Genomic DNA, 25,586 nt, shown 5'->3' on the forward strand with positions numbered 1-25,586 from the left:
GGGTTGCGGCGCTCATGGCGCTCATGCCTGCGCGCGCACGCGCTCGACTTCCGTATCGGGCGCATGGTCGCGCGCCTTGAACAGCGTGAAGTCGAAATCGATCAGCGCGAACTGGCCGTCGACGCCGTAGGGTTTGCCCGCCGCGCCCTCCGCCTGCCGGATCTCGGGCACGAGGCCGTCGCGCGTCGCGAACGCGAAGTCGTCCCACAGATACGGATCGCCGTCGATGTTGATCTGCGTGGTCAGCTTGCGGTGGCCGGGCGCGGAGATGAAGAAATGGATATGCGCGGGACGGTGGCCGTGGCGGCCCAGTTGATCGAGCAGCTGCTGGGTCTTGCCGCCGGGCGGCACGCTGTAGCCGACCGGCACGACGCTGCGGAAGCTGTAGCGTCCCTCGGCATCGGTGCGGATCGAGCGGCGCAGGTTGAACGCGGGCTGCGACGGATCGAAGTACGAGTAGTTGCCGAGATGGTTCGCGTGCCAGACTTCGACGAGCGCGTTCGCGATCGGCGTGCCCGCTTCGCTCAGCACCTGGCCGCGCATCACGAGCGTCTGGCCCGGATCGGTGCCGTCGTCGAGCCGTGCATGTGCGACCGATTCCGGCGCGCCCGCGACGTACAGCGGCCCTTCGATCGTGCGGGGCGTGCCGCCCGCGATGCCTGCTTTCGCCTCGGCTTCGTCGAGCCGCAGGTCCAGGAAGTGCTCGAAGCCGAGCCCGGCGGCCAGCAGCCCCAGCTCGCCGCTCTTGCCTGCTTCGCCGAGATAGTTGAGCGCGGTCCAGAATTCGTCGGGCTGCACGTCGAGATCCTCGATCGTGTGGAAGAGGTCGCGGACGATGCGGTTGACGACGGCTTTCGTGCGGGCGTTGCCGGGGTGGGTCGCGCTGTCGTCGATGGACTTCAGCAGTGCGTCGATGGTTGCCGGGTTCATGTGTGTCTCCTGTTGTGGGGGCGGGGCGGACTGCGGATCAGCGCGGGGCGGCGCCGCGCCGCATGCGCTCGATGCGCGGCCAGTCCGGTTCGATGCCGAGGCCGGGCGTGGCGGGCAGGTGAAGCGCGAAATCGCGGTAGTGCAGCGGCTCGACCAGGATTTCCTCGGTCAGCAGCAGCGGTCCGAACAATTCGGTACCCCATTTGAGCGTGCCGAACGTACTGAACAATTGAGCGGACGCCATCGTGCCGACGGCGCCCTCCAGCATCGTGCCGCCGTACAGGTCGATGTGCGCGGCCGTCGCGATCGACGCGACGGCCGCCGCGCCGAGCAGCCCGCCCGATTGCGCGATCTTGACGGCGAAGACGTCGGCGGCGCGCATCCGCGCGAGCTGGAATGCGTCGCCCGCGCCGTGCAGCGCCTCGTCGGCCATCACCGGCAGGTCGGCGCGCGCGGCGAGGCGCGCGAGACCGTCGCGATTCGCGGCGGCGACCGGCTGCTCGATCAGGCTCACGCCCGCTTCTGCGAGGCGCGGCGCGGCCCAGAGCGCGTCGGTTTCGGTCCAGGCCTGATTGACGTCGATCCGCACGTCGCCGAGCGCGCCGAGCGCGTGCTTGATCGCGATCACGTGCGCGACGTCGTCGGCCACCGGCCGCGCGCCGATCTTGAGCTTGAACGCGCGATGGCGACGCGCTTCGAGCATCGCCTGCGCTTCGGCGATGTCGCGCTGCGTATCGCCGCTCGCGAGCGTCCACGCCACCTCGACGGCGTCGGTCACGCGGCCGCCGAACAGCTCGGACAGCGGCACGCCGAGACGGCGCGCCTGCGCGTCGAACAGCGCGGTCTCGAGCGCGCATTTCGCGAAGCGGTTGCCTTGCAGATGCTTGCGCAGCCGCGCCATCGCGGCGCCCGGGCGGGTGGCGTCCACGCCTTTCAGCAGCGGCGCGAAATAGGTGTCGATGTTGACCTTGATGCTTTCCGGGCTTTCTTCGCCGTAAGCCAGGCCGCCGATGGTCGTACCTTCGCCGACGCCTTCGACGCCGTCGCTGCAGCGCAGCCGGACCAGCACCAGGGTCTGGCAGTTCATCGTCGCGACCGAGAGCCGGTGCGGCCGGATGGTCGGTACGTCGACGAGCAGCGTCTCGACGCTTTCGATTGTTGCAGCGGTTGCTATCATGCGTTCCTCCAGTCCGGACACATGGTAGGAACAAACGCCCGGCAGCGTCCAACACCCTTTCCGACTACTTCCATACTTTCGAGGTATGCATGGAACTGCGCCAGCTTCGGTACTTCATCGCGGTTGCCGAGGAAATGAACATCACGCGGGCGGCGGAGCGTCTGCACATGACGCAGCCGCCGCTGAGCCGCCAGCTTCAGCTGATCGAGGAGGAGATCGGCCTGCCGCTGTTCGAGCGCGCCGCGCGGCCGCTGAAGCTGACCGAGGCGGGGCGGGTGTTCTATGCGCAGGCGAAGCGGCTGGTCGATCAGGCCGACGAGCTGGCGCCGCTCACGCGCCGGCTCGCGCAGCTCTCGGAGCGGATCGTGATCGGCTTCGTGCCGTCGGCGCTGTACGGCGCGCTGCCGGACGTGATCCGCGCGTTCCGCGAGCGCGCGCCGTCGATCGAACTGGCGCTGATCGAAATGTTCACGCTCGAGCAGTTGGGCGCGCTGAAGGGCGGCCGCATCGACGTCGGCTTCGGCCGTCTGCGTTTCGACGACGAGCAGCTGGTGCGCGAGGCGCTGATCGAGGAGAAGCTGATCGCGGCGCTGCCGGCCGGGCATCCGCTCGCCGACCCGGGCCGGCCGCTGGCGCTCGCCGATCTCGCGCGGGAAACCCTGATCGTCTATCCGAGCACGCCGCGGCCGAGCTTCGCGGACCAGCAATTGTCGGCGCTGCGCGACGGCGGTTTCGCGCCGGCCGCCGTGCACGAGGTGCGCGAGCTGCAAACCGCGTTGGGGCTGGTCGCCGCGCAGGTGGGCGTGTCGCTGGTGCCGGAGAGCGTCGACGGGGTGCGGGTCAGGGGCGTGGTGTACCGGGCGCTGCCGGAGCCCGTCGCGACGTCCCCGATCATCATGAGCCGCCGGCTGCACGACGAGCGCGCCGCGACGGCGCTGTTCTGCGAGGTGGCGCGGGCGTTGTTCGCGGGGTGAGGGGGCGGGGCGGCGCATGGGCGGGCCGGTTGGCGTCCTTTCATTTTCTTGACGGATGCGGACGGGGTGGTGGGGATGGATACGGATACGCGCCGGCAGGCCATGTACCCTGAAGAAGAACCCGTGCACGCGCGTCCCGGCAATGCATCGCGCGTTGAAGGCGGGAGGCCGAACCTTATGCCGAGCCCGCGTCCGCGGGCTTTTTATCTTCCGTCGATCGTCGCCGACGGCAGTTCGCCGAACCGCTCCCGGTACGCGATCGCGAAGCGCCCCAGGTGCGTGAAGCCGCAATCGAGCGCGATGTCGGCGATCCGCCGCTCCGGCGCCGCCGCGCGCAGCAGGTCGCGGGCGTGCTCCAGCCGGATCTGCCGCAGGTACTGCATCGGGCTGACGCCGCGAAACTGCAGGAAGCCGTCGCGCAGCGTCCGCTCGGGCGCGCCCGCCGCCTGCGCGATGTCCGCGAGCTGCAGCGGCTGGCCGAAATGGGTATCGATGTAATCCTGCGCGCGCCGCACGAAGCCCGGGGCGGGATCGTGGCGCCGGGCCGACGCCGACACGGGCGGATGCCCGTCGATCAGCAGGTCCAGCAGCAGGTGTTCGAGCCGCGACGCGACGCGCGGGTTCGCGTTCGCGCTGTCCAGCAGCGCGGGCGAACGGGCGACCAGCATCAGCTGCTGCATCCACGAGGACAGCGCCGCGCTGTCGACGCCGATCACGGGGTCCAGCGTCGCCGTCGCATCGCCCGTCAGCGTCGCGAGCGCCGCCGCATCGATCCGCAGCACGAACTGCTCGCAATCCGCGGACAGCTGCGCGTCGAACGGCTCGCCGGGCGCGCACAGCACGCCCGTGCGGCGATCGACGTCGACCGTGCGGCCCATCGCCCGCACCCGCGCATGGCCCGACAGGCAGAACATCAGCAGGTAGTAGCCGTCCACCGCGTCCACGCTCACGTGCATGGCGTCGCCGAAGGCGATCGCGCCGAGTCCGAGGCCGCCGAGCCGCACGAAATCCATGTGCGACGGCCCGTGCCGGTGCCCGTTCGGCATCAGCGCGTGCGGCTGCATCACGCGGGAGATCCGCTCGCGCGTCTCGTCGAGATCGCGCGATTCGAACAACCGGTGCCCGCGCAGCGCCAGCGGGTCGAATGGATCGGGGGACATGGTGTGCTGCCTCGCATCGAAGCGCCGGCGCATTGATCGGGAGAGCGACCGATCGGCCGGGCGGCATGTTGATGTGCGCATCCTAACGCAGAAAGCCGCCGGAAGTGGATAGTGCAGCGCCGCAACCGCACTTTCCGGATAGACGGGGAATATTAGCGTTTCAAAAATCGGGGCCTGTCAGGTGGATCCCCACCTCCCGACCCGGAGACATCCTATGGAACAGATCGAGGCGCCGGTGCGGCGCATGGATCGCGACGACGCGTCCGACGTGCGGTTCCCGCGCGACGACGGCTCGCGCGTGCCTTACAAGGTGTTCAGCTCGCAGGCGGTGTACGAACGCGAGCAGGAACGGATCTATCGCGGCCCGACCTGGAGCTTTCTGGCGCTCGAGGCGGAAATCCCGAACCCGGGCGATTTCAAGAGCACCTTCGTCGGCGATACGCCCGTCGTCGTCACGCGCGGCGAGGACGGCGCGCTGTCCGCATGGGTCAACCGATGCGCGCATCGCGGCGCGCAGGTGTGCCGCAAGTCGCGCGGCAATGCGACGTCGCACACCTGCGTGTACCACCAGTGGAGTTTCGACACGCAGGGCAACCTGCTGGGCGTGCCGTTCCGGCGCGGTCAGAAGGGCATGACCGGGATGCCCGCGGATTTCGATCCGAAGCAGCACAGCCTGCGCCAGCTGCGCGTCGACAGCTATCGCGGGCTGGTGTTCGCGAGCTTCAGCGAGACGGTCGCGCCGCTGCCCGAGTACCTCGGCGAGCAGATGCGGCCGTGGATCGACCGGATCTTCCACAAGCCGATCGCGTATCTGGGCTGCACGCGGCAGTATTCGAAATCGAACTGGAAGCTCTACTTCGAGAACGTCAAGGATCCGTATCACGCGAGCATGCTGCATCTGTTCCATACGACCTTCAACATCTTCCGGGTCGGGATGAAGGCGCGCTCGATCCCGGATGCGACGCACGGGCTGCACAGCATCATCACCGTGACCAAGACGAACGACGACACGTCCGCCGCGTACAAGCAGCAGCACATCCGCTCGTTCGACGAAGGCTTCGCGCTCGAGGACGACTCGATCCTCGGGCTGGTCTCCGAGTACGAGGAGGACACCACGAACCACATCCAGCCGATCTTCCCGCAGCTCGTGATCCAGCAGATCCACAACACGCTGGTCGCGCGGCAGCTGCTGCCGAAGGGGCCGGACAGCTTCGAGCTGATCTTCCATTTCTTCGGCTACGCCGACGACACGCCCGAGCTGCGCGCGCTGCGCATCAAGCAGGCGAATCTCGTGGGGCCGGCCGGCTACATCTCGATGGAGGACACCGAGGCGACCGAACTGGTGCAGCGGGGCACGGTGCGCGACCAGGATGCGACGTCGGTGATCGAGATGTCGCGCGGCAATCCCGACCAGCAGGACACGGCGATCACCGAAAGCCTGATCCGCAAGTTCTGGGTCGGCTACCAGAAGCTGATGGGCTATTGACGCGGAGCGCGACATGACTGACGACATCTATTTGTGGTTCGAACTGCACATGCTGCAGAACCGCTATATCGGGCACCTCGACAACAACCGGCTCGAACAGTGGCCGGAATTGTTCACCGAGGCGTGCGTCTATGAAATCGTTCCGAAGGAGAACGCCGATCTCGGCCTGCCGGTCGGGATCGTCCACTGCACGAACCAGCGGATGCTGCGCGATCGAGTGGTGTCGCTGCGCCACGCGAACATCTACGAGGCGCATACGTATCGCCACATGACGTCGGGGCTGTCGATCGTCGGCGTGCGCGACGGCGAGTTCGACACGGAAAGCAACTACGTGGTCGTGCAGACCCGCAGCAACGGCGAATCGAACGTCTACCAGGCGGGCAAGTACTACGACACGGTGGTGCGCACCCTCGACGGGCTGCGCTACCGGACCAAGCGCGTGATCTACGACACGTCGCGCGTGCAGACCCTGCTGGCGACGCCGATCTGAACGACACATGAACCAGGACGAACAAGGAACCCCCATGAGCGATGAAACGGTCGCCGAATGGCAAGCGCTGGGCGCGCTCGACGAATTCTCCGAGGACGAGCCGGCGGCCCGCGTCGTCGGCAACAAGCCGATCGCGGTGTTCCGCGTCGGCGACGAACTGTTCGCGCTGCACGACCTGTGCACGCACGGCCATGCGAGGCTGTCGGAGGGGTATGTCGAGGACGGCTGCGTCGAATGCCCGCTGCATCAGGGGCTGTTCGACATCCGCACCGGCGCGCCGCGCTGCGCGCCGGTGACGGAGGCGGTGCGCGCGTACCCGATCCGCATCGTCGACGGCCGGGCGGAAATCCATGTCGGCTGATCCGTACCTGATCGTCGGCGGCGGGCACGCGGCGCGCCGGGCCGCCGAGGCGCTGCGCGAGCGCTGCGCGACCGCGCGGATCGTGATGATCGGCGCGGAGCCGGAACTGCCGTACGACCGGCCGGTGCTGTCCAAGGATGCGCTCCTGAGCGACGAAGGCGAGGGGCGCGCGTTCATCCGCGATGCCGCGTGGTATGCGCAGCAGCGCATCGAGTTGCGGCTCGGCGTGTGCGCGGAAGCGATCGATCGCGGCGCGCGGCGCGTGCGCTTGAGCGATGGAACGGACGTCGCGTACGGCCGCCTGCTGATCGCGACCGGATCGCGGGTGAGGCGCTTCGGCGGGCCGGTCGACGACGGCGTGCCGCTCCACTACGTGCGCACCGTCGCCGATGCGCGCGCGCTGCGCGCCGCGTTGCAGCCGGGCCGGCGGGTCGCGGTGCTGGGCGGCGGCTTCATCGGCCTCGAGGTGGCGGCGTCGGCGGTGCAGCGCGGCTGCGCGGTGACCGTGATCGATCCCGCCGAACGCCTGTTGCAACGCGGGATGCCGGAGGCGATCGGCGCGTTCGCGTGCGCGCTGCACGCTCGGCGCGGCGTCGAGGTTCGCCTCGCCACGCGGCCGGAGCGCATTCTGCGCGGCCCGCGCGGCGGCGCGCGCATCGAGACCAGCCGGGGCGCGATCGATGCGGATATCGTGGTGATCGGCATCGGCGTGGTACCGAACGCCGAAATCGCGCAGGCGGCGGGCCTCGATGCGTCGAACGGGATTCGCGTCGATGCCGCCTGCCGCACCGGCGATCCGGCGATCTTCGCGGCGGGCGAGGTGACGCTGCATTTCAACCCGCTGCTGGGGCGCCATCTGCGGGTCGAGTCGTGGCAGGTCGCGGAGCATCAGCCGGCGGTCGCGGCGGCGAACCTGCTGGGCGGCGACGAGACCTACGCGGAGTGGCCGTGGCTGTGGTCCGATCAGTACGACTGCAACCTGCAGACGCTCGGCGTGTTCGAGGCCGGGCAGACGCTGGTGCTGCGCGGCGATCCCGAGTCCGGCCCGTTCTGCGTGCTGGCGCTCGATGCCGGCGGCGTGCTGCGCGCGGCGGCGGCGGTCAATGCGGGGCGGGAGATCGGCGCGTGCCGGCGGCTGCTCGCGGCGGGCGCGCCGCTCGATCCCCAACGGCTCGCCGATCCGGCGGTGGCGCTGCGCACGATGCTGTGACGCGCACGGGAGGCCGCATGCGTTTGCGACTTGCGGGATCGGCCGCGACCGGTAAGAATCGACACCCCTTGCTGTCGATTGCTTTTCAAACCGGGAGACCCTGATGGCCTACGACTCAGCCAATATTTTCGCGAAGATCCTGCGCGGCGAGATTCCGTGCATCCGATTGTGCGAGACCGACACGACGCTCGCATTCATGGACATCATGCCGCAATCGGAAGGCCATGCGCTGGTGCTGCCGAAGGAGCCGGCCGAGACCTTCTACGAGCTGTCCGACGCGGCGGCGGCGGATTGCATGAAGACCGTCAAGCGGGTGGCGCTCGCGCTGCGCGAGGTGCTGGCGCCGGACGGGCTGTTCATCGGCCAGTTCAACGGCGCGGCGGCGGGCCAGACGGTGCCGCACGTGCATTTCCACCTGATCCCGCGCTGGCACGGCCAGGACCTCGCGATGCATGCGCGCGAGATGGCCGACGCGGCGCGGCTCGAAGCGCTGGCCGTGCGGATCCGCCCCGCGCTGTAACGCCGCGGGCGGGCCGGATCACAGCTGGCTGTCGATCGGCAGCAGCACGCACAGCCCCGTCAGCAGGTTGCGGTACAGGCCGGCGCCCGGGTCGACGCGATAGGTCCGCGCCTCGCCGTCTTCGACGTCGGTCCAGACGAGCGGCGAACGGGTCGCGCCGGGTACCGCCTGCTGGTCCGGCGTCTCGAGCGTGACCCGATAGCTGATCGACGGCTGCGTCACCTGATCGAACAGCGTCGCCGCCTGCCGCGCGATCGCCGGGCTGTGGATCACGAGTGCCAGCTCCGTGTTCAGATGCGCGGAGCGCGGATCGAGATTCATCGAGCCGATCACGAGAATCCTGCGGTCGATCACATAGGCCTTCGCGTGCAGGCTCGCCCGGGAGCGCGAGCCGAACAGGGTGGGGCGGCCGCGCCCCTGCTCCGGCTTGTATTCATACAGCTCGACGCCGTGGCGCAGCAGCGGCACGCGGTACGGACCGTAGCCCGCCTGCACCGCGACGGCGTCGGTGGCGGCGAGCGAATTGGTCAGCACGGCGACCCGCACGCCGCGCGCCGTCAACGCGCCGAGCGCCTTCACACCCGCGTCGTGCGGCACGAAGTACGGCGAGAACACCTGGAATTCGCTGCGCGCATCGTGAGTCAGTTCGATGAGACGCTGCATCGGCGGGCTGCGATAGTCGGCGCTCGGCTCGATGATCTTGTCCGGCGAATCGGCCTTGAATTCGGCGCTCGCCCACATGAGCCCCAGCGTGTCGCCGGCGATCTGCGCGGCGAGCGGCGTCGCGTTCAGCGGCTTCGCGTCGTACGGCTGCGCGTTGGCGCGCCAGTGCGCGCGCAGCGCGTCGCGCGTCGTGTCGAGATCCTTCGCATCGAAGCGCTGATGATTCAGCGCGCTCAGCGGATACGCGCTGCTGCTCGCCCAGTAGGTGTCGAAGCTCGCGGAGACGTCATGCGTGACCGGGCCGGCCGCGAGCACGTCGAGATCGCGAAAGCGCAGCGTCGGGCTCGCGCTGAAGTATTCGTCGCCCAGATTGCGGCCGCCGACGATCGACAGCTGGTTGTCCGCGATCATCGCCTTGTTGTGCATCCGGCGCGTGAAGCGGTCGATCCGCGTGAACAGGTTCGCGGTGCGCTCGAACATGCCGCGTTGCGCGGCGCCGAACGGATTGAACACGCGGATTTCGATGTTCGGGTGCGTGTTCAGCGATGCCATCACCTGATCGATGTCCTTGAAGTTCAGGTCGTCGACCAGCATCCGTACCCGGACGCCGTGATCGGCCGCATACAGCGCGGCGCCGAGCAGCAGCTTGCCGGTCGTGTCCTCGGTCGCGATGTAGTACTGCATGTCGAGCGTGCGGGTGGCCGCGCGGGCGAGCGCGATGCGCATCTGCAGCGCTTCGGCGCCGTCCGGCAGCAGCCGGAATCCGGATTCGCCGGGATGCGCGCGCTCGGGCGCCGCGAGTGCGTCGGAGAGCGGGGTGGCGGTATCGGCGGGCAGCGCGTGCGTGACGGTGCGGGGCAGCGCGGTGGCGGGCGGCTGGGCGGCGCAGCCGCCGAGCAGCGCGAGGGCGATGCCGGCGCAGGCGAGGCACCGGGCAATGCCCGCCGGGACGGCCAGGCGGCGCGCCGCGGCGCGGGAACGGACGGAATGGGCCGGCACGCTGCGGACTCCTTGGTGAAGCGGGGACGGGCGCCACGCGTGCTGGCATTCTAGGTGTCGCGCGCGACGCGGGTCAACCGCGCGGGCCCGGTGTACCATCGATCCATCCTCGCTCATCCGGCCGATCATGTCCTCATCCTTGCCTCCATCCCCGCCCGCCGGCGTCGACATCCGGCTGCTCGATACCGCCTGTGCGGCCGACTACCGCGCGATCCGGCTGGCCGCGCTGCGCGACGCGCCCGACGCCTTCGGTTCGACTTACGCGATCGAGGCGGCGCGGCCGTTCGAGCATTTCGCCGAACGGGTCGCGACGACGCGCGTGTTCGCCGTCTATCTCGACGGCCGGATCGCGGGCATGATCGGCTACAAGCGGGAGAGCGGCGGAAAGGATCGCCACAAGGGGTTTCTGTGGGGCATGTATGTCGCGCCGCACGCGCAGCGGCGCGGGTTCGCCGCCGCGCTGGTCGAGGCCGCGCTCGCGGCGGCGGCCACCGAGGTCGAGCAGGTCACGCTGTCCGTCGTGCAGGGCAACGACGCGGCGCGTGCGCTGTATGAGCGCCTCGGCTTCACGCTCTACGGGGTCGAGCCGCGCGCGCTGAAGAGCGCGAACGGTTACGCGGACGAGCTGTTGATGGTGAAATTCCTGGCGGCCGTGAGCTGATTCCGGTTCCGGGCGCGCATGGCGGGCGCGTTCGCGCTGCCCGATGCGCGGGTGCCGGGAAGGCACGGCGTGCCCCGATTCAGCCGGACGTCGCCGGTCCGGCGCGCACGGCACGATCGTCCGATGCCTTTCGCTTGGCGGCGACGTTCCGCCGTGCAGTACCTCAGCCATAGAAGAACCGCGCATCACTTCCCGCGAGGCCCCGTTCGATATCCGGGCGCGCTCGCCAACAGGAGACGAACGTGGCAATGCCCGCATCCGGACCGGCCGGCACGCCGCCGCGCCTGGGCTCGATCGTCGGCGGTCTCGCCGGCAACCTGATCGAGTGGTACGACTTTCTCGCCTACAGCATCTTTTCGATCTACTTCGCGCCGTCGTTCTTTCCGGCGGACCGGCCGACGGTGCAACTGATGAACACCGCCGCGATTGCGGCGGTCGGCTACATCGCGCGGCCCGCGGGGAGCTGGCTGATCGGCCTCTATGCGGACCGGTGCGGCCGCAAGGCCGCGCTCACGAAATCGGTCACGGCGATGTGCGCCGGCTCGATGCTGATCGCGATCACGCCCGGCTACGCGACGATCGGTGTGTTCGCGCCGGTGCTGCTCGTGGCTGCCCGCTTGCTGCAGGGGCTCAGCATGGGCGGCGAGTACGGCACGAGTGCAACTTACCTGAGCGAGATCGCGCCGCCGGCGCGGCGCGGGTTCTATGTCGGTTTTCTCCAGGTGAGCGTCGTCGCGGGGCAACTGCTCGCGCTCGGCCTGATGCTGCTGATGCAGCGGCTGTTCGCCGGCACGCATGACATCGAGCGCTGGGGCTGGCGGATTCCGTTCGCGGTGGGCGGGGTGCTGGCGCTGTTCGCGCTGTACATGCGGCGCAACGTCGTCGAAAGCGAGGCGTTCGTCGCAAGCCGCGCGCGGGCCGCCCGGCCCCGCGTATCGGCCGATCTGCTGACCCATTGGCGCCAGCTGCTGCTCGCGATCGGCATCACGATCGGCGGCACCGTGGCGTTCTACACCTATACCGTCTACATGCAGAAATATCTGGTCAATTCGGTCGGCCTGCGCAAGGAGACGGCGACCTGGATCTGCACGCTGGCGCTGCTGCTGTACATGCCGCTGCAGCCGCTGTTCGGGCTCGTGTCCGATCGCGTCGGGCGGCGGCCGGTGCTGCTCTGGTTCGGAATCGGCGGCACCGCGCTGTCGGTGCCGATCTTCGCGGCGCTCGGCCGCGTGCACGATCCGCTCGCCGTGTTCGCGCTGGTGTTCGCCGGGCTGGTCGTGCTGAGCGGCTTCACGTCGGTGCACATGCTCGTCAAGGCGGAGCTGTTCCCGCCGCAGATCCGCGCGCTCGCGGTCGGGTTGCCCTACGCGCTGACGACGGCCATCCTCGGCGGCACGACCGAGTTCGTCGCGCTGCGCTTCAAGGCGAGCGGCAGCGAAGCGATGTTCTTCTGGTACGTCGCCGCGTGCGCGGCGATTTCGCTGGCGGTGTACTGGCGGATGCCGGAGACGCATCCGGGCAAGCGCAAGCCGCCGGCCGGCGTGGCGATGCGGGGCGAGCCGTCGCGGTAGGCGCGGCGTGGCGCGTGACGAACGCGGGGCGGTCAGCGCATGTCCGCCCGCGCGATTCGCGCGGGTGCCGCCGACTGGCGGGATCGCGCGTCGCCGCCGTGCGGGGGCGGCGTGGCCGCCGCCGGAAAGGTGCGCTCCCAGCCGCCGCCCAGCGCCTTGAACAAACCGATCAGCGCCAGCGACACTTCGGTCGTGCTGTCGACATGCGCCTGCCGGGTTTTCAGCAACGCCTGCTGGGCCGTCAGCACGTTGAGGAAGTCGGCCGCGCCGGTGACGTACCGGCGCCGCGCCTGTTCGAGCGCGATGCGGTCCTGGTCGACCACTTCGCCGAGCCGGACGCTGTTGGACTGCCGTGCGGCGTAATCGTCCATGGCGTTGTCGATCTCGTGCCACGCCGACAGCACTGTGCGCCGGAAGTCGAGCAGCGCTTCCTGCTGCTGCGCGCTGCGCAGCGCCAGCATGCCTTTCAGGCGGCCGCCCTCGAAGATCGGCACGCTGAGCGCGGGCCCGATGCCGAACATCCGCGCATCCCATGAACCGAGATCGCCGACATGCGTTGCCTGCAGCGCGAGGTTGGCCGACAGCGTGATGCGCGGGTAGAAGCTGCCCCGTGCGACGCCGATGTCGGCAGTCGCGGCGTGCAGACGCGCTTCGGCGCGCCGGATGTCCGGCCGCCGCTCCGCCAGCTCGGACGGCAGTCCGACCGGCACCTCCGGCGGCACGGCCGGAATCGGCGCGGCCCGGCGCAGTTCGTCGTCGAGCGCGCGCGGCGGTGCGTCCAGCAGATAGCCGAGCGCGTTGACGAGCCGGGTCAGCTGGTGGTCGAGCAACGGCGCCTGCGCTTCGATCGCCTTCACTTGAGCGGTTGCCTCGGCCACGTCGAGCTGCGTTGCGACGCCGTCCGCGAAACGCACCTGCGTGAGGCGCTGGCTGTGCTGCGCGATGTCGAGGTTGTCGCGGAGGATCGCCTGCTGCGCCTGGACGCCGCGCAGCTGCACATAGTCGCGCGCGGTCTCCGCGAGCACCGACACCAGCATGTCGCGGCGCGCATCCTCGCTCGCGTCGACCGCGGCGTCGGCCGATTCCGTCTGCCGGCGCACGCGTCCCCACAGATCGATTTCCCACGACGCGTCGAAGCCCGGTTGCCAGACGTTGTAGTCGGCCTGACCGTTCAGGCCGGAGATGTCGACGAGGCCGCGCTGGCTCGAACGCGCATGCAGGTACGACGCGGTGCCGTCGAGCGCGGGCAGCGTGTCGGCGCCGGCGATCCGGCGCGCCGCGCGCGCCTGCAGCAGCCGCGCGGTGGCGGTCCGCACGTCGAGATTCGACACCGTGACGCGCCGGATCAGCGACGTCAGCACGTCGTCGTGAAACGCGTTCCACCATTGCGGATCGAGTGCGCCCGCCGCGATCCGGCTGCGCGCCGGATCCGCGTCCCGGCCGGCCGCGGTCCAGTGCCGCGGCGCCGCGGCATCCGGCCGATGGAAGTCTGGGCCGACGGTACAACCCGCGAGGCCGGCCGCGCCCAGGCCGAGTGCGAACGCGAGCGTCTGGAGCCGCGGCTTCATCGCGCCGTTCCTCCGGTCTCCGGCGCGCCGCGCGAGGGCGAGCCGGTATGGATCTCCGCATCGACGGACATGCCCGCGCGCAACCGGTCGAGTCCGTCCTGCTCCGGATCGAACGCGATCTTGACCGGGATCCGCTGGACCACCTTGGTGAAGTTGCCGGTCGCGTTGTCCGGCGCGATAGCGGCGAAGGTCGTGCCGGTCGCGGGCGCGATGCTGTCCACGCGACCGTGGAAGACTCGGCCGGGATAGGTGTCCACGCGAACGTCGGCTTGCTGTCCGGACCGGACGTCGGTCAGCTGGGTCTCCTGGAAGTTGGCGACGACATAGGCGTGGCGCAGCGGCACCACCGCGAGCAGCGGACTGCCCGGCGTCACGTACGCGCCGATCCGCGCGGCCCGCTGGCCGACCGTGCCGTCGACCGGCGCGACGATGCGCGTATAGGACAGGCTGAGTTGCGCCGCGTCGAGCGCGGCGTGCGCGCGTTGCAACGCGCCTTGTGCGCGCGCGCGCTCCGCGAGCAGCACGTCGGTCTGCTGTTTCGCCGTGGTGAGACCGGCCGTGCTGCGCGCGACGTCGGCTTGCGACATGTCCGCGCGGGAGCGCGCCTGCTGCGCGTTCTGCGTGCTGCCGGCGCCGTGTTTCGCGAGATCGGCGTAGCGTTCGAGATCCGCTTGCGCGAAGGTATGGCTGGCGCGGCTGGCGGATAGCGCGGCGGCGGCCTGGTCGATCAGCGCGCGTTGCTGCACGAGGCGTGTCGATGCGTGGTCGAGCGCTGCCTCGGCGATCGCCACGTCGGCTTGCGCCGCCGCGACCGCCGCGGCGTAGTCGCGATCGTCGAGCCGGGCAAGCAACTGCCCCTTCGAGACCGTCTGGTTATCCTCGACCGCCAGGATGCTGATCTGCCCGGCGACGCGCGGGCTCACGATCGTGAAGTCGGCGGTCACGAATGCGTCGTCGGTCGACGGGTCGGACGACGGACGGATCATGCCGGTCAGCGCGACGAGCGCGCCGGACAGCACGATGCCGCCGGCGGCGTACGCGGCGCCTTTTCTGGATTTCAATGCGGACATGGAAGAGCCTTCAAGCTTCATGGTGCGGACGGCGTGGCGATTGCACCGGGCGGATGGACCCGGGTGGGACACAACGGGATCAGCGCGATCAGCGCGACGGCGAGCGCGACCATCAGCCAGTAGGTATCGGCCGACGCCAGCACCAGCGCCTGCGCGCGGACGCGCCGGTCGAGCAGCGCGAGCAGCGCGCCTCGGTCGAGGCCGAGCCGGTTCGCCAGGTCGTACTGCGCGAGCGCGAGCGCCTGTGGATGCGCCGCGAGCCGATCGACGAGGTGCGCCGAATGCAGATGCTCGCGCATCGTCACGAAACCTTCGGCGACGGCTCCGCCCACGACCACGGAGAAGCCCTTGACGGTGTTGAACCACGCGGAGGCGAACGGACCCTCGAGCGGCGTCATGCCGTCGGTCGCGAGCATCAGCAGCGGCACGACGGTCATCGGCTGGCCGAACACCTGCAGCGCTTGCAGCAGGTAGAAGTTCTCGCGCTGCCAGTCGGCGGTCAACAGGGTGCCGGCCGCGCACGACAGCGCGATCTGCCCGAGTCCGCCCGCGAGCACCCAGCGGCAGTCGACGCGCCGCAGGTTGCAGATCGCCGTGACGACGGGCAACGCGATGAGCTGCGGCAGCGCGACGCAGAGCGCGAGCGATGCGCTTTGCGCGGGCCGGTAGCCGTGTACCTCGGCCAGATAACCGAACGGCACGCCGGGTGCGCAGACCAGGATCACCAGTACTCCGCCCAGGGTGATCAGCGAGTAGGTCAGGTTGCGGCGCGCGAGCAACTGCAGCTTGAAGAACGGCATCGGATGAAACCATTCGTTGATCAGGAACAGCGCCATCGCGATGCCGCCCGCGGCGAACATCGCGACGATGGCCGGCGAGTCCGTCCAGCCGAGGCGGTCGCCTTGCGTGAGCGCCAGCACCGGCAGCGTGATCGCGGGAAAGCCGAGCAGCACGCCGCGCCAGTCGAACTGGCGGAAACGCTCGAGCCGCATCGGATCCTGCGGAACGCCGTAGGCGACCAGCCCGATCGCGAGCAGCGCCGGCGGCACGATTTGCCAGAACACGAAGCGCCAGCCGGCGTGGTCGACCCACAGCGCGGCGAGGGGCGTGCCGAGATTGGGCGCGAAGGTCGCGGTGAGCGCATAGGCGCCGAGGCCGTAGAGCTTGATGCCGGGCGGCAGGAAGCGGAGCGCCACCGTCATCAGCATCGGCGGCAGGCAGCCGCCCGCGAAGCCTTGCAACGCGCGCAGCATGCCCAGCGCGGCGACGTTCGGCGCGAACGGACACAGCGCGCCGAGGAGCGCGAACACCGCGAGCGCGGCGATCGTGAAGCGGCGCAGCGAGAAGGTGGCGGAGCACCACGGCGCGAACATCATCGCCGACACCTGAGTTGCGTCGTACAGCGACGTGAGCCAGCTGCCTTCGTCGTGGCCGATATGGAGCGCGCCGCGCAGGTCGGGCATCGCCGCCGCGGTGACCCGGTCGTTGATCTGCGCGCACATCACCGCGAGCAGCACGCCGCCGAGCCCGAGCGCGATTCGTGCGCCGAAGGCCGGCGGCGCGGAACGGGGCGACTGCCGGGCGGTGGGGGCAAGCGGCGGCGCGAGCGCGGCCGTCACGCCGTGATCCCGCGCGACGCGCCGACGCGGAACACCGGAAGGGGAAACATGCGCCGTACTCCGTAAGCGTTGCGATGACGCCAGTCTAGAGACGGCCGCGCGATTCGGACACGCCGCGCGGCGTACGGCTGCAGTGCGTCCGGCGCACTGCCGGACGGAGGGAACGCGTGGCCGGCGGGCTTTTCGCCGGGCTCCGCTCACGCGGGCAACGGGCCGGCGAATGCGCGCGGCCGGCTGTCCTCCAAGGGGCCCGCCTCCGGGGCGGCGCTGCGCCCGGTCGAACCGGACATCGGCGTGAACGGAGCCTAGGCGACACGCCCTCGCGAGCAGGCGGTCCAGATGGTCCGGCGCAGCCACTGATGCGCCGCGTCGCTATGGAAGCGGGGGTGCCACGCCTGCACGATGGCGATCTTCTCGAGCGGAATCGGCAGGCCGAACGCGCGGACCCGCACGCCCATCGCGCGCACGCCCTGGACTACGTGCTCGGGCAGCGCGAGCACGAGGTCGGACGAGCAGAGTGCGAACACCCCCGAGTAGAAGGTCGGCACCACCAGCGATACGGTGCGCTTCAGGCCGAGCGCGTCGAGCGCGCGGTCGATCGGACCCGATGCGCGGCCGCGCCGCGACACGCTGATATGGTCGAAGGCGGCGAAGCGTTGCGGCGTGATTGCGCCGTCGAAGATCGGATGGTCCTCGCGCGCCAGCCCGACGAAGTGGGTGGTGAACAGCGCCTGCACGTGGAAGTCCGCGCCCATCGGCCGCATCACGCTGATGTAGAGGTCGGCATGCCCTTCACGCAGCACGTCGTCTTCGGTGTGGTTCTCGGGCAGGAGGCGCAGCACCGAGCGCGGCGCTTCGCGCCGCACGTGGTCGAGCAGTTCGCCGCCGAACGAACTGGTGAAGGTGTCGTTCGCGTGCAGGTTGAAGCGCCGGTCCAGCGTCGCCAGATCCAGTTCGCGTTCCGGTCGCAGCAGCCGGCGCGCGGTATCCACCGAGCCGCGCACGTCGTCGCGCAGCGCCAGCGCGCGCGGCGTCGGCACCATGCGCCGGCCAGCCTTGACGAGGATCGGGTCGCCGGTGGCGGCGCGGATGCGCGCGAGCGTGCGGCTCATCGCGGGTCCGCTCAATCCCATGCGCTGCGCGGCGCCCACCACCGAGCCTTCCTGCAGCAGCGCATCGAGGGCAACGAGGAGATTCAGGTCGGGAGTCTGCATGGGTCGTGACGCGGCCGTGGCGGTCCGGATGTTTGCAATAATGAAAGATTGTAGGGCCGTTCGCCGCCGTGGCCCCTGTCGGCTTTCCGGGCGGCATGCTAACTTCTGGCGCGATGCGGTGCGCACGACGGCGGTACGACGGACCGGTGCCGCGCCGGCACGCCGCATGCCGATGTCCGCGGGAGGCGCCGCCCGCTCGTCCAACCCAGGTGCCACGATCCGCATGTCCGACCCGAAAGAACTCGAACTCAGAAACAGCAAGCGCCGCGCGCTCGGGCTGCTGCTCGCGGCGGCGGCGGTGTTCGTCGTGACGCTCGTCCTGCCGCGCGGCGTGTGGGTCGACGGCGCGAAGGCCGTCGCCGAGGCGGCGATGGTGGGCGCGCTTGCCGACTGGTTCGCCGTCGTCGCGCTGTTCCGGCGGGTGCCGATCCCGTTCGTGTCGCGGCATACGGCGATCATTCCCAACCACAAGGAAAAGATCGCCGACAATCTCGCCGTATTCGTGCGCGAGAAGTTTCTCGACCCCGGGTCGCTCGTCGCGCTGCTGAAGCGGCACGATCCGGCCGCGCGGCTCGCGCAGTGGCTGACCGCGCCGGCGAATACCGCGCTGCTGGGCGGCTATGCGGTGAAGCTGTTCGATTTCGCGCTGGACATGACGGACGACGCGCGCATTCAGTCGTTCGTCAGGGATGCGTTCCGCACGGCGCTCGACAAGGTCGACCTGTCGCAATCGTCGGGCGCGGTCCTCGATACGCTGACGAAGGACGGCCGCCATCAGGCGCTGCTCGACGACGGCATCGCGCAACTGGTGGCGGTGCTGCGCGATCCGGACAATCGCGGCGTGATCGCCGGCTACATCGTCGACTGGCTCAAGGGCGAATACCCGAAGGCGGAACGGCTGATGCCGACCAGCTGGCTCGGCGAACACGGCGCGGAGCTGATCGCGAACGCGGTGAGCCGGGTGCTCACGCAGATCGCCGACGATCCCGGCCACCAGCTGCGGCGCAGCTTCGACGCGGCCGCCGCGCGTCTCGTCGAGCGGCTCAGGCACGATCCCGCGTTCATCGAGAAGGGCGAGGAGATCAAGCGCTACGTGCGCGACGGCCAGGCTTTCAATCTGTATGCGAAGGATCTATGGAACCAGTTGCGGGCGTGGCTCAAGGCCGATCTCGCGCGCGACGATTCGATGCTGCACCGGCAGGCGGCGGCGCTGGGCGGCTGGCTCGGCGGGCGGCTCGCGGCCAGCCCGGCGTTGCGCGCATCGATGAACGAGCACGTGGAGAAGGCGGCGGGCGAGATGGCGCCGGAATTCGCCGTGTTCCTGACCCGGCATATCAGCGATACGGTGCGCAACTGGGACGATCGCGAGATGTCCCGTCAGATCGAGCTGAACATCGGCAAGGATCTGCAGTACATCCGGATCAACGGCACGCTGGTGGGCGGCCTGGTCGGGCTCGGCCTGTATCTGGTGTCGTGCGCGGCGCACTGGGCCGGCGCATTGCCGCAATGGCGATAGGCGCGGCTAGCGGTACCGCCACCAGATCGCCGCCGCGGCGATCGCGGGCAGCAGGAAGATCAGCGCAAAAATCGGCAACTCGTCGCTAAACGTGTAACCGGCCCGGTAAACACCGACGAACATGTTCGCGGCCGAGATCACGAACCAGACGGGAATGAAGAACGACGCCGCGGTGCCGAACGCGCGGCCGTCTTGATTTCCGATCGAGCGGGAAATGAACAGGCTCGCGATCAACAGCGCGAACCCGGCTCCGATGATCAACGCCGAACGCATTGCGGGATTCTCCTGTGAGTGGCGCTCGAATGCGCGGCAACGTGAGTGGTCGAGAGGGTGCGCGCCTTCGCGCACGGTCTATAGAATGCCTTGTTTCCCCGCATCGCTGGAAGCCCTGTCACACGGATTTTGCGTGGCAATGACAAAAAAACACGAAACGCGCGCGTCGGCGGGCGGCGAGATTGATGCATCGGCGTCTCCGGTTTTCGCGCCGGGGATGCGCTGAGGATGACGAAATGCCTCGGGCGGCGCCGGCGCGGCATGACCGAGTTTGACAATCGAAAGCTCGACGCAATATAAATCGGCATGTTGTAATCCCGCGATCGGCGGCGCCGGCCGCCGCGAACCCTCTACCGTGAAGGCGAATACATGTCTCCCGTGGCGGCATTCAAGCTGGTCCTGCTTTCCTTTCTCGCGATCATCGCGCTCGAGCTGCTCGCGAAGCGGCTCAGGCTGCCGCCCGCCGCCGCGCTGCTGGTCGGCGGCGCGGGCATCGCGTTCATCCCGGGGCTGCCGCCCATCAATCTCGATCCGGATCTCGTGCTGATCGTGTTTTTGCCGCCGCTGCTGATGGACGGCGCGTACTTCTCGGTGTGGGAGGAGTTCAAGCGCAATCTCGGCGGCATCATGCTGCTCGCGATCGGCGCGGTGGTATTCACGACGCTCGCCGTCGGCGTCGCCGTGCATCTCGTCGCGCCGGGCCTGCCGTGGGCCGCATGCTTCGCGCTCGGCGCGATCGTGTCGCCGCCCGATGCCGTCGCCGCGAAGGCGGTGCTCGAACGCGTCGCGCTGCCGCGCCGGCTGATGGTGCTGCTCGAAGGCGAAAGCCTGCTGAACGATGCGGCGGGCCTCGTGCTGTTCCGCTTCGCGGTCGCGGCGGCGCTGACCGGCGCGTTCAGCTTCGAGCATGCGGTGGTGCGCTTCGCGGAACTGGGCATCGGCGGTGTCGCGGTCGGCTTCATCGTCGGCTGGCTGGTGGTGAAGTTCCTGAAGCTGCTGCAGGACGATTACCTGGTGATCACCACCGCGGTGATCGCCGCGTGGATCAGCTACATCGTCGGCGAAATGTGCGAGGTGTCGGGCGTGATCGCGACCGTCACGGCGGGCATGGTGCTCGGCTGGCACCAGCACGAGGTGTTTTCGGCCGCGGTGCGCACGCGCGGCACCGCGTTCTGGCAGGTGATCGTATTCCTGCTGGAAGCGCTGGTGTTCGTGCTGATCGGGCTGTCGCTGCGCGGCGTGATCGTGCGCCTCGGCGGTCTCGGCGAAGTGCTCGGCACGATGGCGCCGGCGATCCTCGCGGTGCTCGCCGCGGTGATCGGCTCGCGCTTCGTGTGGATCTTCGCGGTCGAGGTGCTGAAGCTGCCGACGCGTCTGGCGGGCGGCAGTCGCCGCGCCGACTGGAAAGCGGCCACGGTGATGAGCTGGGCGGGCATGCGCGGGGTCGTCACGCTGGCGATCGCGCTGTCGCTGCCGGAGGAGATGCCGGGCCGCGATCTGATTCTCGTCGCATCGTTCGCGGTGATCCTCGTCACCGTGCTGCTGCAGGGCACGACGATCGGCCCGCTGATCCGGCTGCTCCGGTTGCGCGATGCCGAACCGCACGCGTCGCACCACCTGAACGAACCGCAGACCTGGGCCCATGTCGAAGCGGCGCAACTGGCGGCGATCCAGCCGCTCGTGCGCGATGCCGACGGCAACGTGATCCATCCGCGCCTGCTCGAACAGTATTCGTACCGCGCGAGCGTGACGGAGCGCTACAAGGACGAACCGGCGTTTCCGGCCAGCGAGCGCCACGCGCACTACGACGTCGTGCTCGCCGCGATCGCCGCGGGGCGGATCGAATTGCTGCGCCTGCATCGCTCCGGCCGGATTCACGACGAGATGCTGCACATGCTCGAACGCGATCTCGACCTGCAGGAAATCTCCGCCCAGCATGCGAAGGGCGGGCCGGCGTGACGAGCGGACCCGGGCAGCGGCATCGCGCCGGCCCGGGTGTCTTGCGACGCGGATGAGGCGGGCGGGTCCGGCGGCGCGGCGAGGACGGCGCGCTGCCTCGTCGGTCTATTTACCCTGCGCGTTGTACCAGCCCGGCCCGATCGGCGCATACCCGGCCGCTTTGCCCGCCGCCGCCGTGGCGGCGGCGCCGAAGTTCGGCCACGCCGGATAGTACGGCCCCGACACGGGCTGGGACGTGCCGGCGATCTTCGGCGGCCCCGCCGTCCCGGTCGTGCCGGTCGTGGGCGAGAGGGTCGCGAGGCCGAAATACGGTTCGTAGATATCCACGCTGTACGACGACGACAGCGCCATGTCCGAGTAGCTGTACGCGTAGACCGGCCCGTACTGGCCGTAGGGCTGGCTCGCGACCCACGCCATCATCTGGCGGTACTCGCGGGCCTGGTTCGCCTGCGTCAGATAGGACGGCGCCAGGGTCTGAAAGTTGGCGTTCGTGTACTGCTGCGAATTGCCGCCCAGCCGACCGGTGAAATTGGTGGCCCCGTCCGACGCGGTGGTCGCCACGCCGAACTCCGTGATCGCGATGGCCTTCCCTCCGTCGCCGTTGGCGCTCATCAGATCGCGCAGGCTCGTTCCCGTGTAGCTGGCGAAGGTGTAGCCGTTGCTGTTCGGCCAGCCGTAGGACGGGGACGCGAACGTGTGCCACATGATGTTGAACGGGTTCGAGTAGTCGGGGTACGTGGAGTTGAGCGTCGTGCTCGGACATTGATTGCCGGGCGCCTGCCAGTCGTCGCTATGGCAGTGGGGATGATGGGCGAGCGCATCGAAATAGCCGCGCGCGCCGTTCGCGTACATCGCGGCGAGCCAGTCGCGCGGTTCCCATTGCGTCGGCGCCGGGTAGGCCGGATTCGTCGAGCCCACGAGGCCGGCGACGCCGTTCGGCGGCAGCGCGCCGGTCCCGTTGTTCGGGGAGGTGGTGCATCCCGAACTGCCGCCCGCATAGACATAGGCTCCGGGGTTCGCCTGCTTGATGGCCGGATAGACGCTCCGCAGGATCCGCGTATAGAGCCCGGGATCGTGGGGGATGAAGCTGACGCCGCAGTTCGGCTCGTTCCAGATTTCCCACGCGTCGATTCTTCCGCCGTAGCTGTCGCTGCCGTAATGTTTCGCGGCCGCTTTCGCGAAGTTCGTATAGGCGGTGGGATCCGGCGCGCACTGCCAGTAGGCGCCGCTCGCCTGCCGATAGCTGCTCGGGCAGGCCGAATTGGCTGCCCACCGCGGGGTGGACGTAATCACGCCGAGAACCCGCAGGCCGTTGTTGCGGGCCGCCCGGACGAGGGTATCCGTGGTGCCCCAGGTCAGGCCGCTGGCCGCGCCGGGATTCGGATCGAAGGGGATGATCCACGATTGCGACGGCTGGATCTGCCACCAGCCGATCGTGATGCGCACCCAGTGAACGTTCATCGCGGCGACGCCGGCCATGTAGTTGTTGATGGCCTGGGTCGGATTGGCGGGGTTGCGACTGATGATGTCGAAGATTTCCCCGCCGAGATCGACGCCGGTGACGGGCGTATTGGTCTGGGTCTGCGAGAAAGCCGGGCGCATCCCGATCAGGCCGAGGATGACGCAGAGCAGGATGATTCTTGTCTTATTGATAAGCATGACTGAATGTATCGGGCTCCGTGAGTCGATGGCACGCATCGGCGAACGGCCGATGCAATGTCGCATCTCGGGTGGATTGAAGGCGAAGGGCGCTGACGCGATACCGGCGCGAGCGGATACGCCGAAATAGGTGTACGGAAAATAGGCGTATTGAGGTTAGCGTATCGATCGGGGCTTATCAAGGCGACACGGCGGCCTTCGGTGCTTGCATCTGTGCGTTGCCTTGCATATCGGAGCCGGCGCGGCGCCCGTCGCCGGTTCGCGGGTTCCCGACGGAGAGGCCGGCATGCGAGGTTCCGACGATGCGCGTCCCGGCCGTCTTGTCGAGGCCGTGCACGAGGCGAGAGACATCCGGTTCATCTTCGGGCGTTTCTTTTCATGGGACGAATGAAACCGAGCGGCATTCGGTGGGGCCGCTCCGTCGTTCCGGCAAGGTTCGGGGCCGCGTGAGCGTTTCCGGTCCGGCGGGTTGGACGGGTTCGCCGCCGCGGCGGACGGGTTGCCGCGATGCGTGACGGCCGCCCGCCGGGAGCCGGGCGCCGCGGGCGTTTCGACACCGCTTCGCCGCCGCCTCGCCGCCGCCTCGCCGCGGGCTTGCGAAAGCGCCGATTCCCCCAATCTTCTACAATCCAGACAGTCGGCTGTCCCGGTTCCCCGCTTGCCGGGCGGACCGGCGCATCCCGCGGGCCTCCGTTCACCGGAGGCCGCGCCGCGTGCGGCATGGCGCGGCGGATTTCCTCCCGGCTTTTGTCTGCTTGTGTCTTGAAGGTAACGAGTCGCGCGCGCCGTAGGCCGGCGGGTGCGTCGCTTAACGCCGCGCCGCCCGTAGGCCGGGCGAGCGGCACCAACCGAGAGTCCCCATGAAAGCATCGGATCTGTTTGTGAAGGCGCTGGAAGCCGAAGGCGTCGAATACGTGTTCGGCATTCCCGGCGAAGAAAACCTCGATCTGCTCGAATCCCTCCGCCGTTCCCGCATCAAGCTCGTACTGACCCGCCACGAACAGGCGGCGGGATTCATGGCGGCGACTTACGGTCGCCTGACAGGCCGGACCGGCGTGTGCCTGTCGACGCTCGGGCCGGGCGCGACCAATTTCGTGACGGCCGCCGCGTATGCGCAGCTGGGCGGGATGCCGATGCTGATGATCACCGGCCAGAAGCCGATCAAGTCGAGCAAGCAGGGACACTTCCAGATCGTCGACGTGGTCGACATGATGCAGCCGCTCACCAAGCTGACGCGGCAGATCGTGTCGATCGGCAATATCCCGTCGGCGGTGCGCGAGGCGTTCCGGCGCGCGGAGGAGGAGCGCCCGGGCGCGACCCACCTCGAGCTGCCCGAGGATATCGCGCACGAGGAAGGCGACGGCCAGCCGATTCCGGCCAGCTACAGCCGCCGGCCGGTGGCCGAGGAAAAGGCGGTCGCGCGGGCGGTCGAGGCGATCCAGGCGGCGCGCCATCCGCTGCTGATGATCGGCGCGGGCGGCAATCGCAAGACCAGCTGCAAGATGCTGCTCGAATTCGTCGACAAGACCGGCATCCCGTTCTTCACGACGCAGATGGGCAAGGGCGTGATCGACGAGACCCATCCGCTGTGGCTCGGCAACGCGACGCTGTCGGACGGCGATTTCGTGCACCGCGCGATCGAACATGCGGACTGCATCATCAACGTCGGCCACGACGTGATCGAGAAGCCGCCGTTCTTCATGCGCAGCGACGACAAGACCGTGATCCACGTGAACTTTCTCGGCGCGCAGGTCGATCCGGTGTATTTCCCGCAGATCGAGGTGGTCGGCGACATCGCGAACGCGGTGTGGCAGATGAAGGAGGCGCTGGCGCCGCAGGCGCACTGGGATTTCGCGCGCTTCGAGATGATCAAGGCGCACTTCGACGCGCATCTCGCGAAGGGGCAGCACGACCCGCGCTTCCCGATGTATCCGGTGCGGATCGTGCACGACCTGTACCGGTCGCTGCCGGTCGACGGCATCGTCTGTCTCGACAACGGGATGTACAAGATCTGGTTCGCCCGATATTGGCGCGCGCACGAGCCGAACTCGCTGCTGCTCGACAACGCGCTCGCATCGATGGGCGCGGGCCTGCCGTCGGCGATCGCGACCAAGATCGTGCATCCGCAGCGCAAGGTGATCGCGGTGTGCGGCGACGGCGGCTTCATGATGAATTCGCAGGAGCTGGAAACGGCGGTGCGGCTCAAGCTCGACCTGGTCGTGATGATCATCCGCGACGATGCGTTCGGGATGATCCGCTGGAAGCAGGAGAACATGAATTTCCCCGACTACGCGATGACCTTGCAGAACCCCGATTTCGTCGCGTATGCGCAGAGCTACGGCGCGCACGGCCACCGGGTGGAAGCCGCCGAGCAGCTCGAACCGCTGCTGCGCGAGTGCTTCGCGTCGCCCGGCGTGCACGTGATCGACGTGCCGATCGACTATTCGGACAACGAACGCGTGCTGAATCGCGAGATCAAGCGCCTGTCGGCGCAGCTGTAATCAAC

21 protein-coding genes are annotated in these 25,586 nt (G+C 68.9%); 11 read left to right on the top strand and 10 right to left on the bottom strand.

Annotated features, from left to right (window positions below; translation table 11 throughout):
* Window positions 1-21: 21 nt before the first annotated feature.
* Together catA and RZR99_RS22690 are read right to left on the bottom strand one after the other, a co-directional pair.
* The gene (gene catA / locus RZR99_RS22685; protein ID WP_323122019.1) at window positions 22-930 is read right to left on the bottom strand and encodes a catechol 1,2-dioxygenase; all 909 of its coding nucleotides are present in this window, start codon (window positions 928-930) and stop codon (window positions 22-24) included.
* A 37-nt stretch (window positions 931-967) separates the two neighbouring features.
* Entirely contained in the window at window positions 968-2,107 is a 1,140-nt protein-coding gene (locus tag RZR99_RS22690; protein WP_323122020.1) for a muconate/chloromuconate family cycloisomerase, read from the bottom strand.
* An 89-nt stretch (window positions 2,108-2,196) separates the two neighbouring features.
* Between RZR99_RS22690 and RZR99_RS22695 the strand changes: the two genes are divergently transcribed.
* A complete protein-coding gene (locus RZR99_RS22695) occupies window positions 2,197-3,081 on the top strand; it encodes a LysR family transcriptional regulator (RefSeq protein WP_323122021.1) in 885 nt (294 codons plus the stop codon).
* A 203-nt stretch (window positions 3,082-3,284) separates the two neighbouring features.
* Here RZR99_RS22695 and andR read toward each other — a convergent pair whose 3' ends face one another.
* Entirely contained in the window at window positions 3,285-4,241 is a 957-nt protein-coding gene (andR, locus tag RZR99_RS22700; RefSeq protein ID WP_323122022.1) for an anthranilate 1,2-dioxygenase regulatory protein AndR, read from the bottom strand.
* A 214-nt stretch (window positions 4,242-4,455) separates the two neighbouring features.
* On the opposite strand from andR, the gene andAc reads away from it, so the two are divergent.
* The 5 genes from andAc to RZR99_RS22725 all read left to right on the top strand — a co-directional run bounded on the left by andAc (window position 4,456) and on the right by RZR99_RS22725 (window position 8,308).
* Window positions 4,456-5,727 carry an anthranilate 1,2-dioxygenase large subunit AndAc gene (gene andAc / locus RZR99_RS22705; RefSeq protein ID WP_323122023.1) on the top strand — a complete coding sequence of 424 codons (1,272 nt, stop codon included), beginning with the start codon at window positions 4,456-4,458 and terminating at the stop codon, window positions 5,725-5,727.
* Between the two features lie 13 nt (window positions 5,728-5,740).
* Window positions 5,741-6,217, top strand: a complete 477-nt coding sequence (gene andAd / locus RZR99_RS22710; protein ID WP_323122024.1) for an anthranilate 1,2-dioxygenase small subunit AndAd — start codon at window positions 5,741-5,743, stop codon at window positions 6,215-6,217.
* Between the two features lie 34 nt (window positions 6,218-6,251).
* On the top strand, window positions 6,252-6,578 hold the full coding sequence (gene andAb / locus RZR99_RS22715) for an anthranilate 1,2-dioxygenase ferredoxin subunit AndAb (RefSeq protein ID WP_323122025.1): 327 nt from the start codon (window positions 6,252-6,254) through the stop codon (window positions 6,576-6,578).
* Window positions 6,568-7,788 (top strand): anthranilate 1,2-dioxygenase system ferredoxin--NAD(+) reductase, encoded by a 1,221-nt coding sequence (gene andAa / locus RZR99_RS22720; RefSeq protein ID WP_323122026.1) that lies wholly within the window; start codon window positions 6,568-6,570, stop codon window positions 7,786-7,788. The genes andAb and andAa overlap by 11 nt, the downstream gene beginning before the upstream one ends.
* A 103-nt stretch (window positions 7,789-7,891) precedes the next feature.
* Window positions 7,892-8,308 carry an HIT family protein gene (locus RZR99_RS22725; RefSeq protein ID WP_323122027.1) on the top strand — a complete coding sequence of 139 codons (417 nt, stop codon included), beginning with the start codon at window positions 7,892-7,894 and terminating at the stop codon, window positions 8,306-8,308.
* A gap of 18 nt (window positions 8,309-8,326) precedes the next feature.
* On the opposite strand, the gene RZR99_RS22730 is transcribed toward RZR99_RS22725, so the two are convergent.
* A complete protein-coding gene (locus RZR99_RS22730; RefSeq protein ID WP_407655489.1) occupies window positions 8,327-9,970 on the bottom strand; it encodes a phospholipase D family protein in 1,644 nt (547 codons plus the stop codon).
* A gap of 127 nt (window positions 9,971-10,097) precedes the next feature.
* Here RZR99_RS22730 and RZR99_RS22735 point away from each other — a divergent pair, with 127 nt between their 5' ends.
* Window positions 10,098-10,631, top strand: coding sequence for a GNAT family N-acetyltransferase (locus RZR99_RS22735; RefSeq protein ID WP_323122028.1), 534 nt, complete (start codon window positions 10,098-10,100; stop codon window positions 10,629-10,631).
* Between the two features lie 248 nt (window positions 10,632-10,879).
* Complete coding sequence (locus RZR99_RS22740) at window positions 10,880-12,202, top strand: MFS transporter (protein WP_323122116.1); 1,323 nt, start codon at window positions 10,880-10,882, stop codon at window positions 12,200-12,202.
* A gap of 32 nt (window positions 12,203-12,234) precedes the next feature.
* Here RZR99_RS22740 and RZR99_RS22745 read toward each other — a convergent pair whose 3' ends face one another.
* The 4 genes from RZR99_RS22745 to RZR99_RS22760 form a co-directional block, all read right to left on the bottom strand.
* Window positions 12,235-13,770: an efflux transporter outer membrane subunit gene (locus RZR99_RS22745; RefSeq protein ID WP_323122029.1), complete on the bottom strand. Its 1,536-nt coding sequence runs from the start codon at window positions 13,768-13,770 to the stop codon at window positions 12,235-12,237.
* On the bottom strand, window positions 13,767-14,840 hold the full coding sequence (locus RZR99_RS22750) for an HlyD family secretion protein (protein WP_323122030.1): 1,074 nt from the start codon (window positions 14,838-14,840) through the stop codon (window positions 13,767-13,769). Before RZR99_RS22750 ends, RZR99_RS22745 begins: the two co-directional genes overlap by 4 nt.
* Window positions 14,841-14,857: 17 nt before the next feature.
* Window positions 14,858-16,459 carry an MFS transporter gene (locus RZR99_RS22755; protein ID WP_323122031.1) on the bottom strand — a complete coding sequence of 534 codons (1,602 nt, stop codon included), beginning with the start codon at window positions 16,457-16,459 and terminating at the stop codon, window positions 14,858-14,860.
* A gap of 305 nt (window positions 16,460-16,764) precedes the next feature.
* Window positions 16,765-17,673 carry a LysR family transcriptional regulator gene (locus tag RZR99_RS22760; protein WP_323122032.1) on the bottom strand — a complete coding sequence of 303 codons (909 nt, stop codon included), beginning with the start codon at window positions 17,671-17,673 and terminating at the stop codon, window positions 16,765-16,767.
* 223 nt (window positions 17,674-17,896) lie between these two features.
* Here RZR99_RS22760 and RZR99_RS22765 point away from each other — a divergent pair, with 223 nt between their 5' ends.
* Window positions 17,897-19,189, top strand: a complete 1,293-nt coding sequence (locus tag RZR99_RS22765) for a DUF445 domain-containing protein (protein WP_323122033.1) — start codon at window positions 17,897-17,899, stop codon at window positions 19,187-19,189.
* Window positions 19,190-19,195: 6 nt separating this feature from the next.
* Here RZR99_RS22765 and RZR99_RS22770 read toward each other — a convergent pair whose 3' ends face one another.
* Complete coding sequence (locus RZR99_RS22770) at window positions 19,196-19,537, bottom strand: hypothetical protein (protein ID WP_323122034.1); 342 nt, start codon at window positions 19,535-19,537, stop codon at window positions 19,196-19,198.
* Window positions 19,538-19,831: 294 nt separating this feature from the next.
* Here RZR99_RS22770 and RZR99_RS22775 point away from each other — a divergent pair, with 294 nt between their 5' ends.
* A complete protein-coding gene (locus RZR99_RS22775; protein WP_323122035.1) occupies window positions 19,832-21,421 on the top strand; it encodes a Na+/H+ antiporter in 1,590 nt (529 codons plus the stop codon).
* A 105-nt stretch (window positions 21,422-21,526) separates the two neighbouring features.
* On the opposite strand, the gene RZR99_RS22780 is transcribed toward RZR99_RS22775, so the two are convergent.
* Window positions 21,527-23,080 (bottom strand): glycoside hydrolase 5 family protein, encoded by a 1,554-nt coding sequence (locus RZR99_RS22780; protein WP_323122036.1) that lies wholly within the window; start codon window positions 23,078-23,080, stop codon window positions 21,527-21,529.
* Between the two features lie 860 nt (window positions 23,081-23,940).
* On the opposite strand from RZR99_RS22780, the gene RZR99_RS22785 reads away from it, so the two are divergent.
* On the top strand, window positions 23,941-25,581 hold the full coding sequence (locus RZR99_RS22785) for an acetolactate synthase large subunit (protein WP_323122037.1): 1,641 nt from the start codon (window positions 23,941-23,943) through the stop codon (window positions 25,579-25,581).
* The last annotated feature ends 5 nt before the right edge of the window (window positions 25,582-25,586 follow it).

Source organism: Burkholderia alba (assembly GCF_034721475.1).
GTDB lineage: Bacteria > Pseudomonadota > Gammaproteobacteria > Burkholderiales > Burkholderiaceae > Burkholderia > Burkholderia alba.

Bases quoted from the DNA above. Each gene is read 5' to 3' on its own strand.
- catA (WP_323122019.1), bottom strand. From the start codon at position 930: ATGAACCCGGCAACCATCGACGCACTGCTGAAGTCCATCGACGACAGC.
- RZR99_RS22690 (WP_323122020.1), bottom strand. From the start codon at position 2,107: ATGATAGCAACCGCTGCAACAATCGAAAGCGTCGAGACGCTGCTCGTC.
- RZR99_RS22695 (WP_323122021.1), top strand. From the start codon at position 2,197: ATGGAACTGCGCCAGCTTCGGTACTTCATCGCGGTTGCCGAGGAAATG.
- andR (WP_323122022.1), bottom strand. From the start codon at position 4,241: ATGTCCCCCGATCCATTCGACCCGCTGGCGCTGCGCGGGCACCGGTTG.
- andAc (WP_323122023.1), top strand. From the start codon at position 4,456: ATGGAACAGATCGAGGCGCCGGTGCGGCGCATGGATCGCGACGACGCG.
- andAd (WP_323122024.1), top strand. From the start codon at position 5,741: ATGACTGACGACATCTATTTGTGGTTCGAACTGCACATGCTGCAGAAC.
- andAb (WP_323122025.1), top strand. From the start codon at position 6,252: ATGAGCGATGAAACGGTCGCCGAATGGCAAGCGCTGGGCGCGCTCGAC.
- andAa (WP_323122026.1), top strand. From the start codon at position 6,568: ATGTCGGCTGATCCGTACCTGATCGTCGGCGGCGGGCACGCGGCGCGC.
- RZR99_RS22725 (WP_323122027.1), top strand. From the start codon at position 7,892: ATGGCCTACGACTCAGCCAATATTTTCGCGAAGATCCTGCGCGGCGAG.
- RZR99_RS22735 (WP_323122028.1), top strand. From the start codon at position 10,098: ATGTCCTCATCCTTGCCTCCATCCCCGCCCGCCGGCGTCGACATCCGG.
- RZR99_RS22740 (WP_323122116.1), top strand. From the start codon at position 10,880: ATGCCCGCATCCGGACCGGCCGGCACGCCGCCGCGCCTGGGCTCGATC.
- RZR99_RS22745 (WP_323122029.1), bottom strand. From the start codon at position 13,770: ATGAAGCCGCGGCTCCAGACGCTCGCGTTCGCACTCGGCCTGGGCGCG.
- RZR99_RS22750 (WP_323122030.1), bottom strand. From the start codon at position 14,840: ATGTCCGCATTGAAATCCAGAAAAGGCGCCGCGTACGCCGCCGGCGGC.
- RZR99_RS22760 (WP_323122032.1), bottom strand. From the start codon at position 17,673: ATGCAGACTCCCGACCTGAATCTCCTCGTTGCCCTCGATGCGCTGCTG.
- RZR99_RS22765 (WP_323122033.1), top strand. From the start codon at position 17,897: ATGTCCGACCCGAAAGAACTCGAACTCAGAAACAGCAAGCGCCGCGCG.
- RZR99_RS22775 (WP_323122035.1), top strand. From the start codon at position 19,832: ATGTCTCCCGTGGCGGCATTCAAGCTGGTCCTGCTTTCCTTTCTCGCG.
- RZR99_RS22780 (WP_323122036.1), bottom strand. From the start codon at position 23,080: ATGCTTATCAATAAGACAAGAATCATCCTGCTCTGCGTCATCCTCGGC.
- RZR99_RS22785 (WP_323122037.1), top strand. From the start codon at position 23,941: ATGAAAGCATCGGATCTGTTTGTGAAGGCGCTGGAAGCCGAAGGCGTC.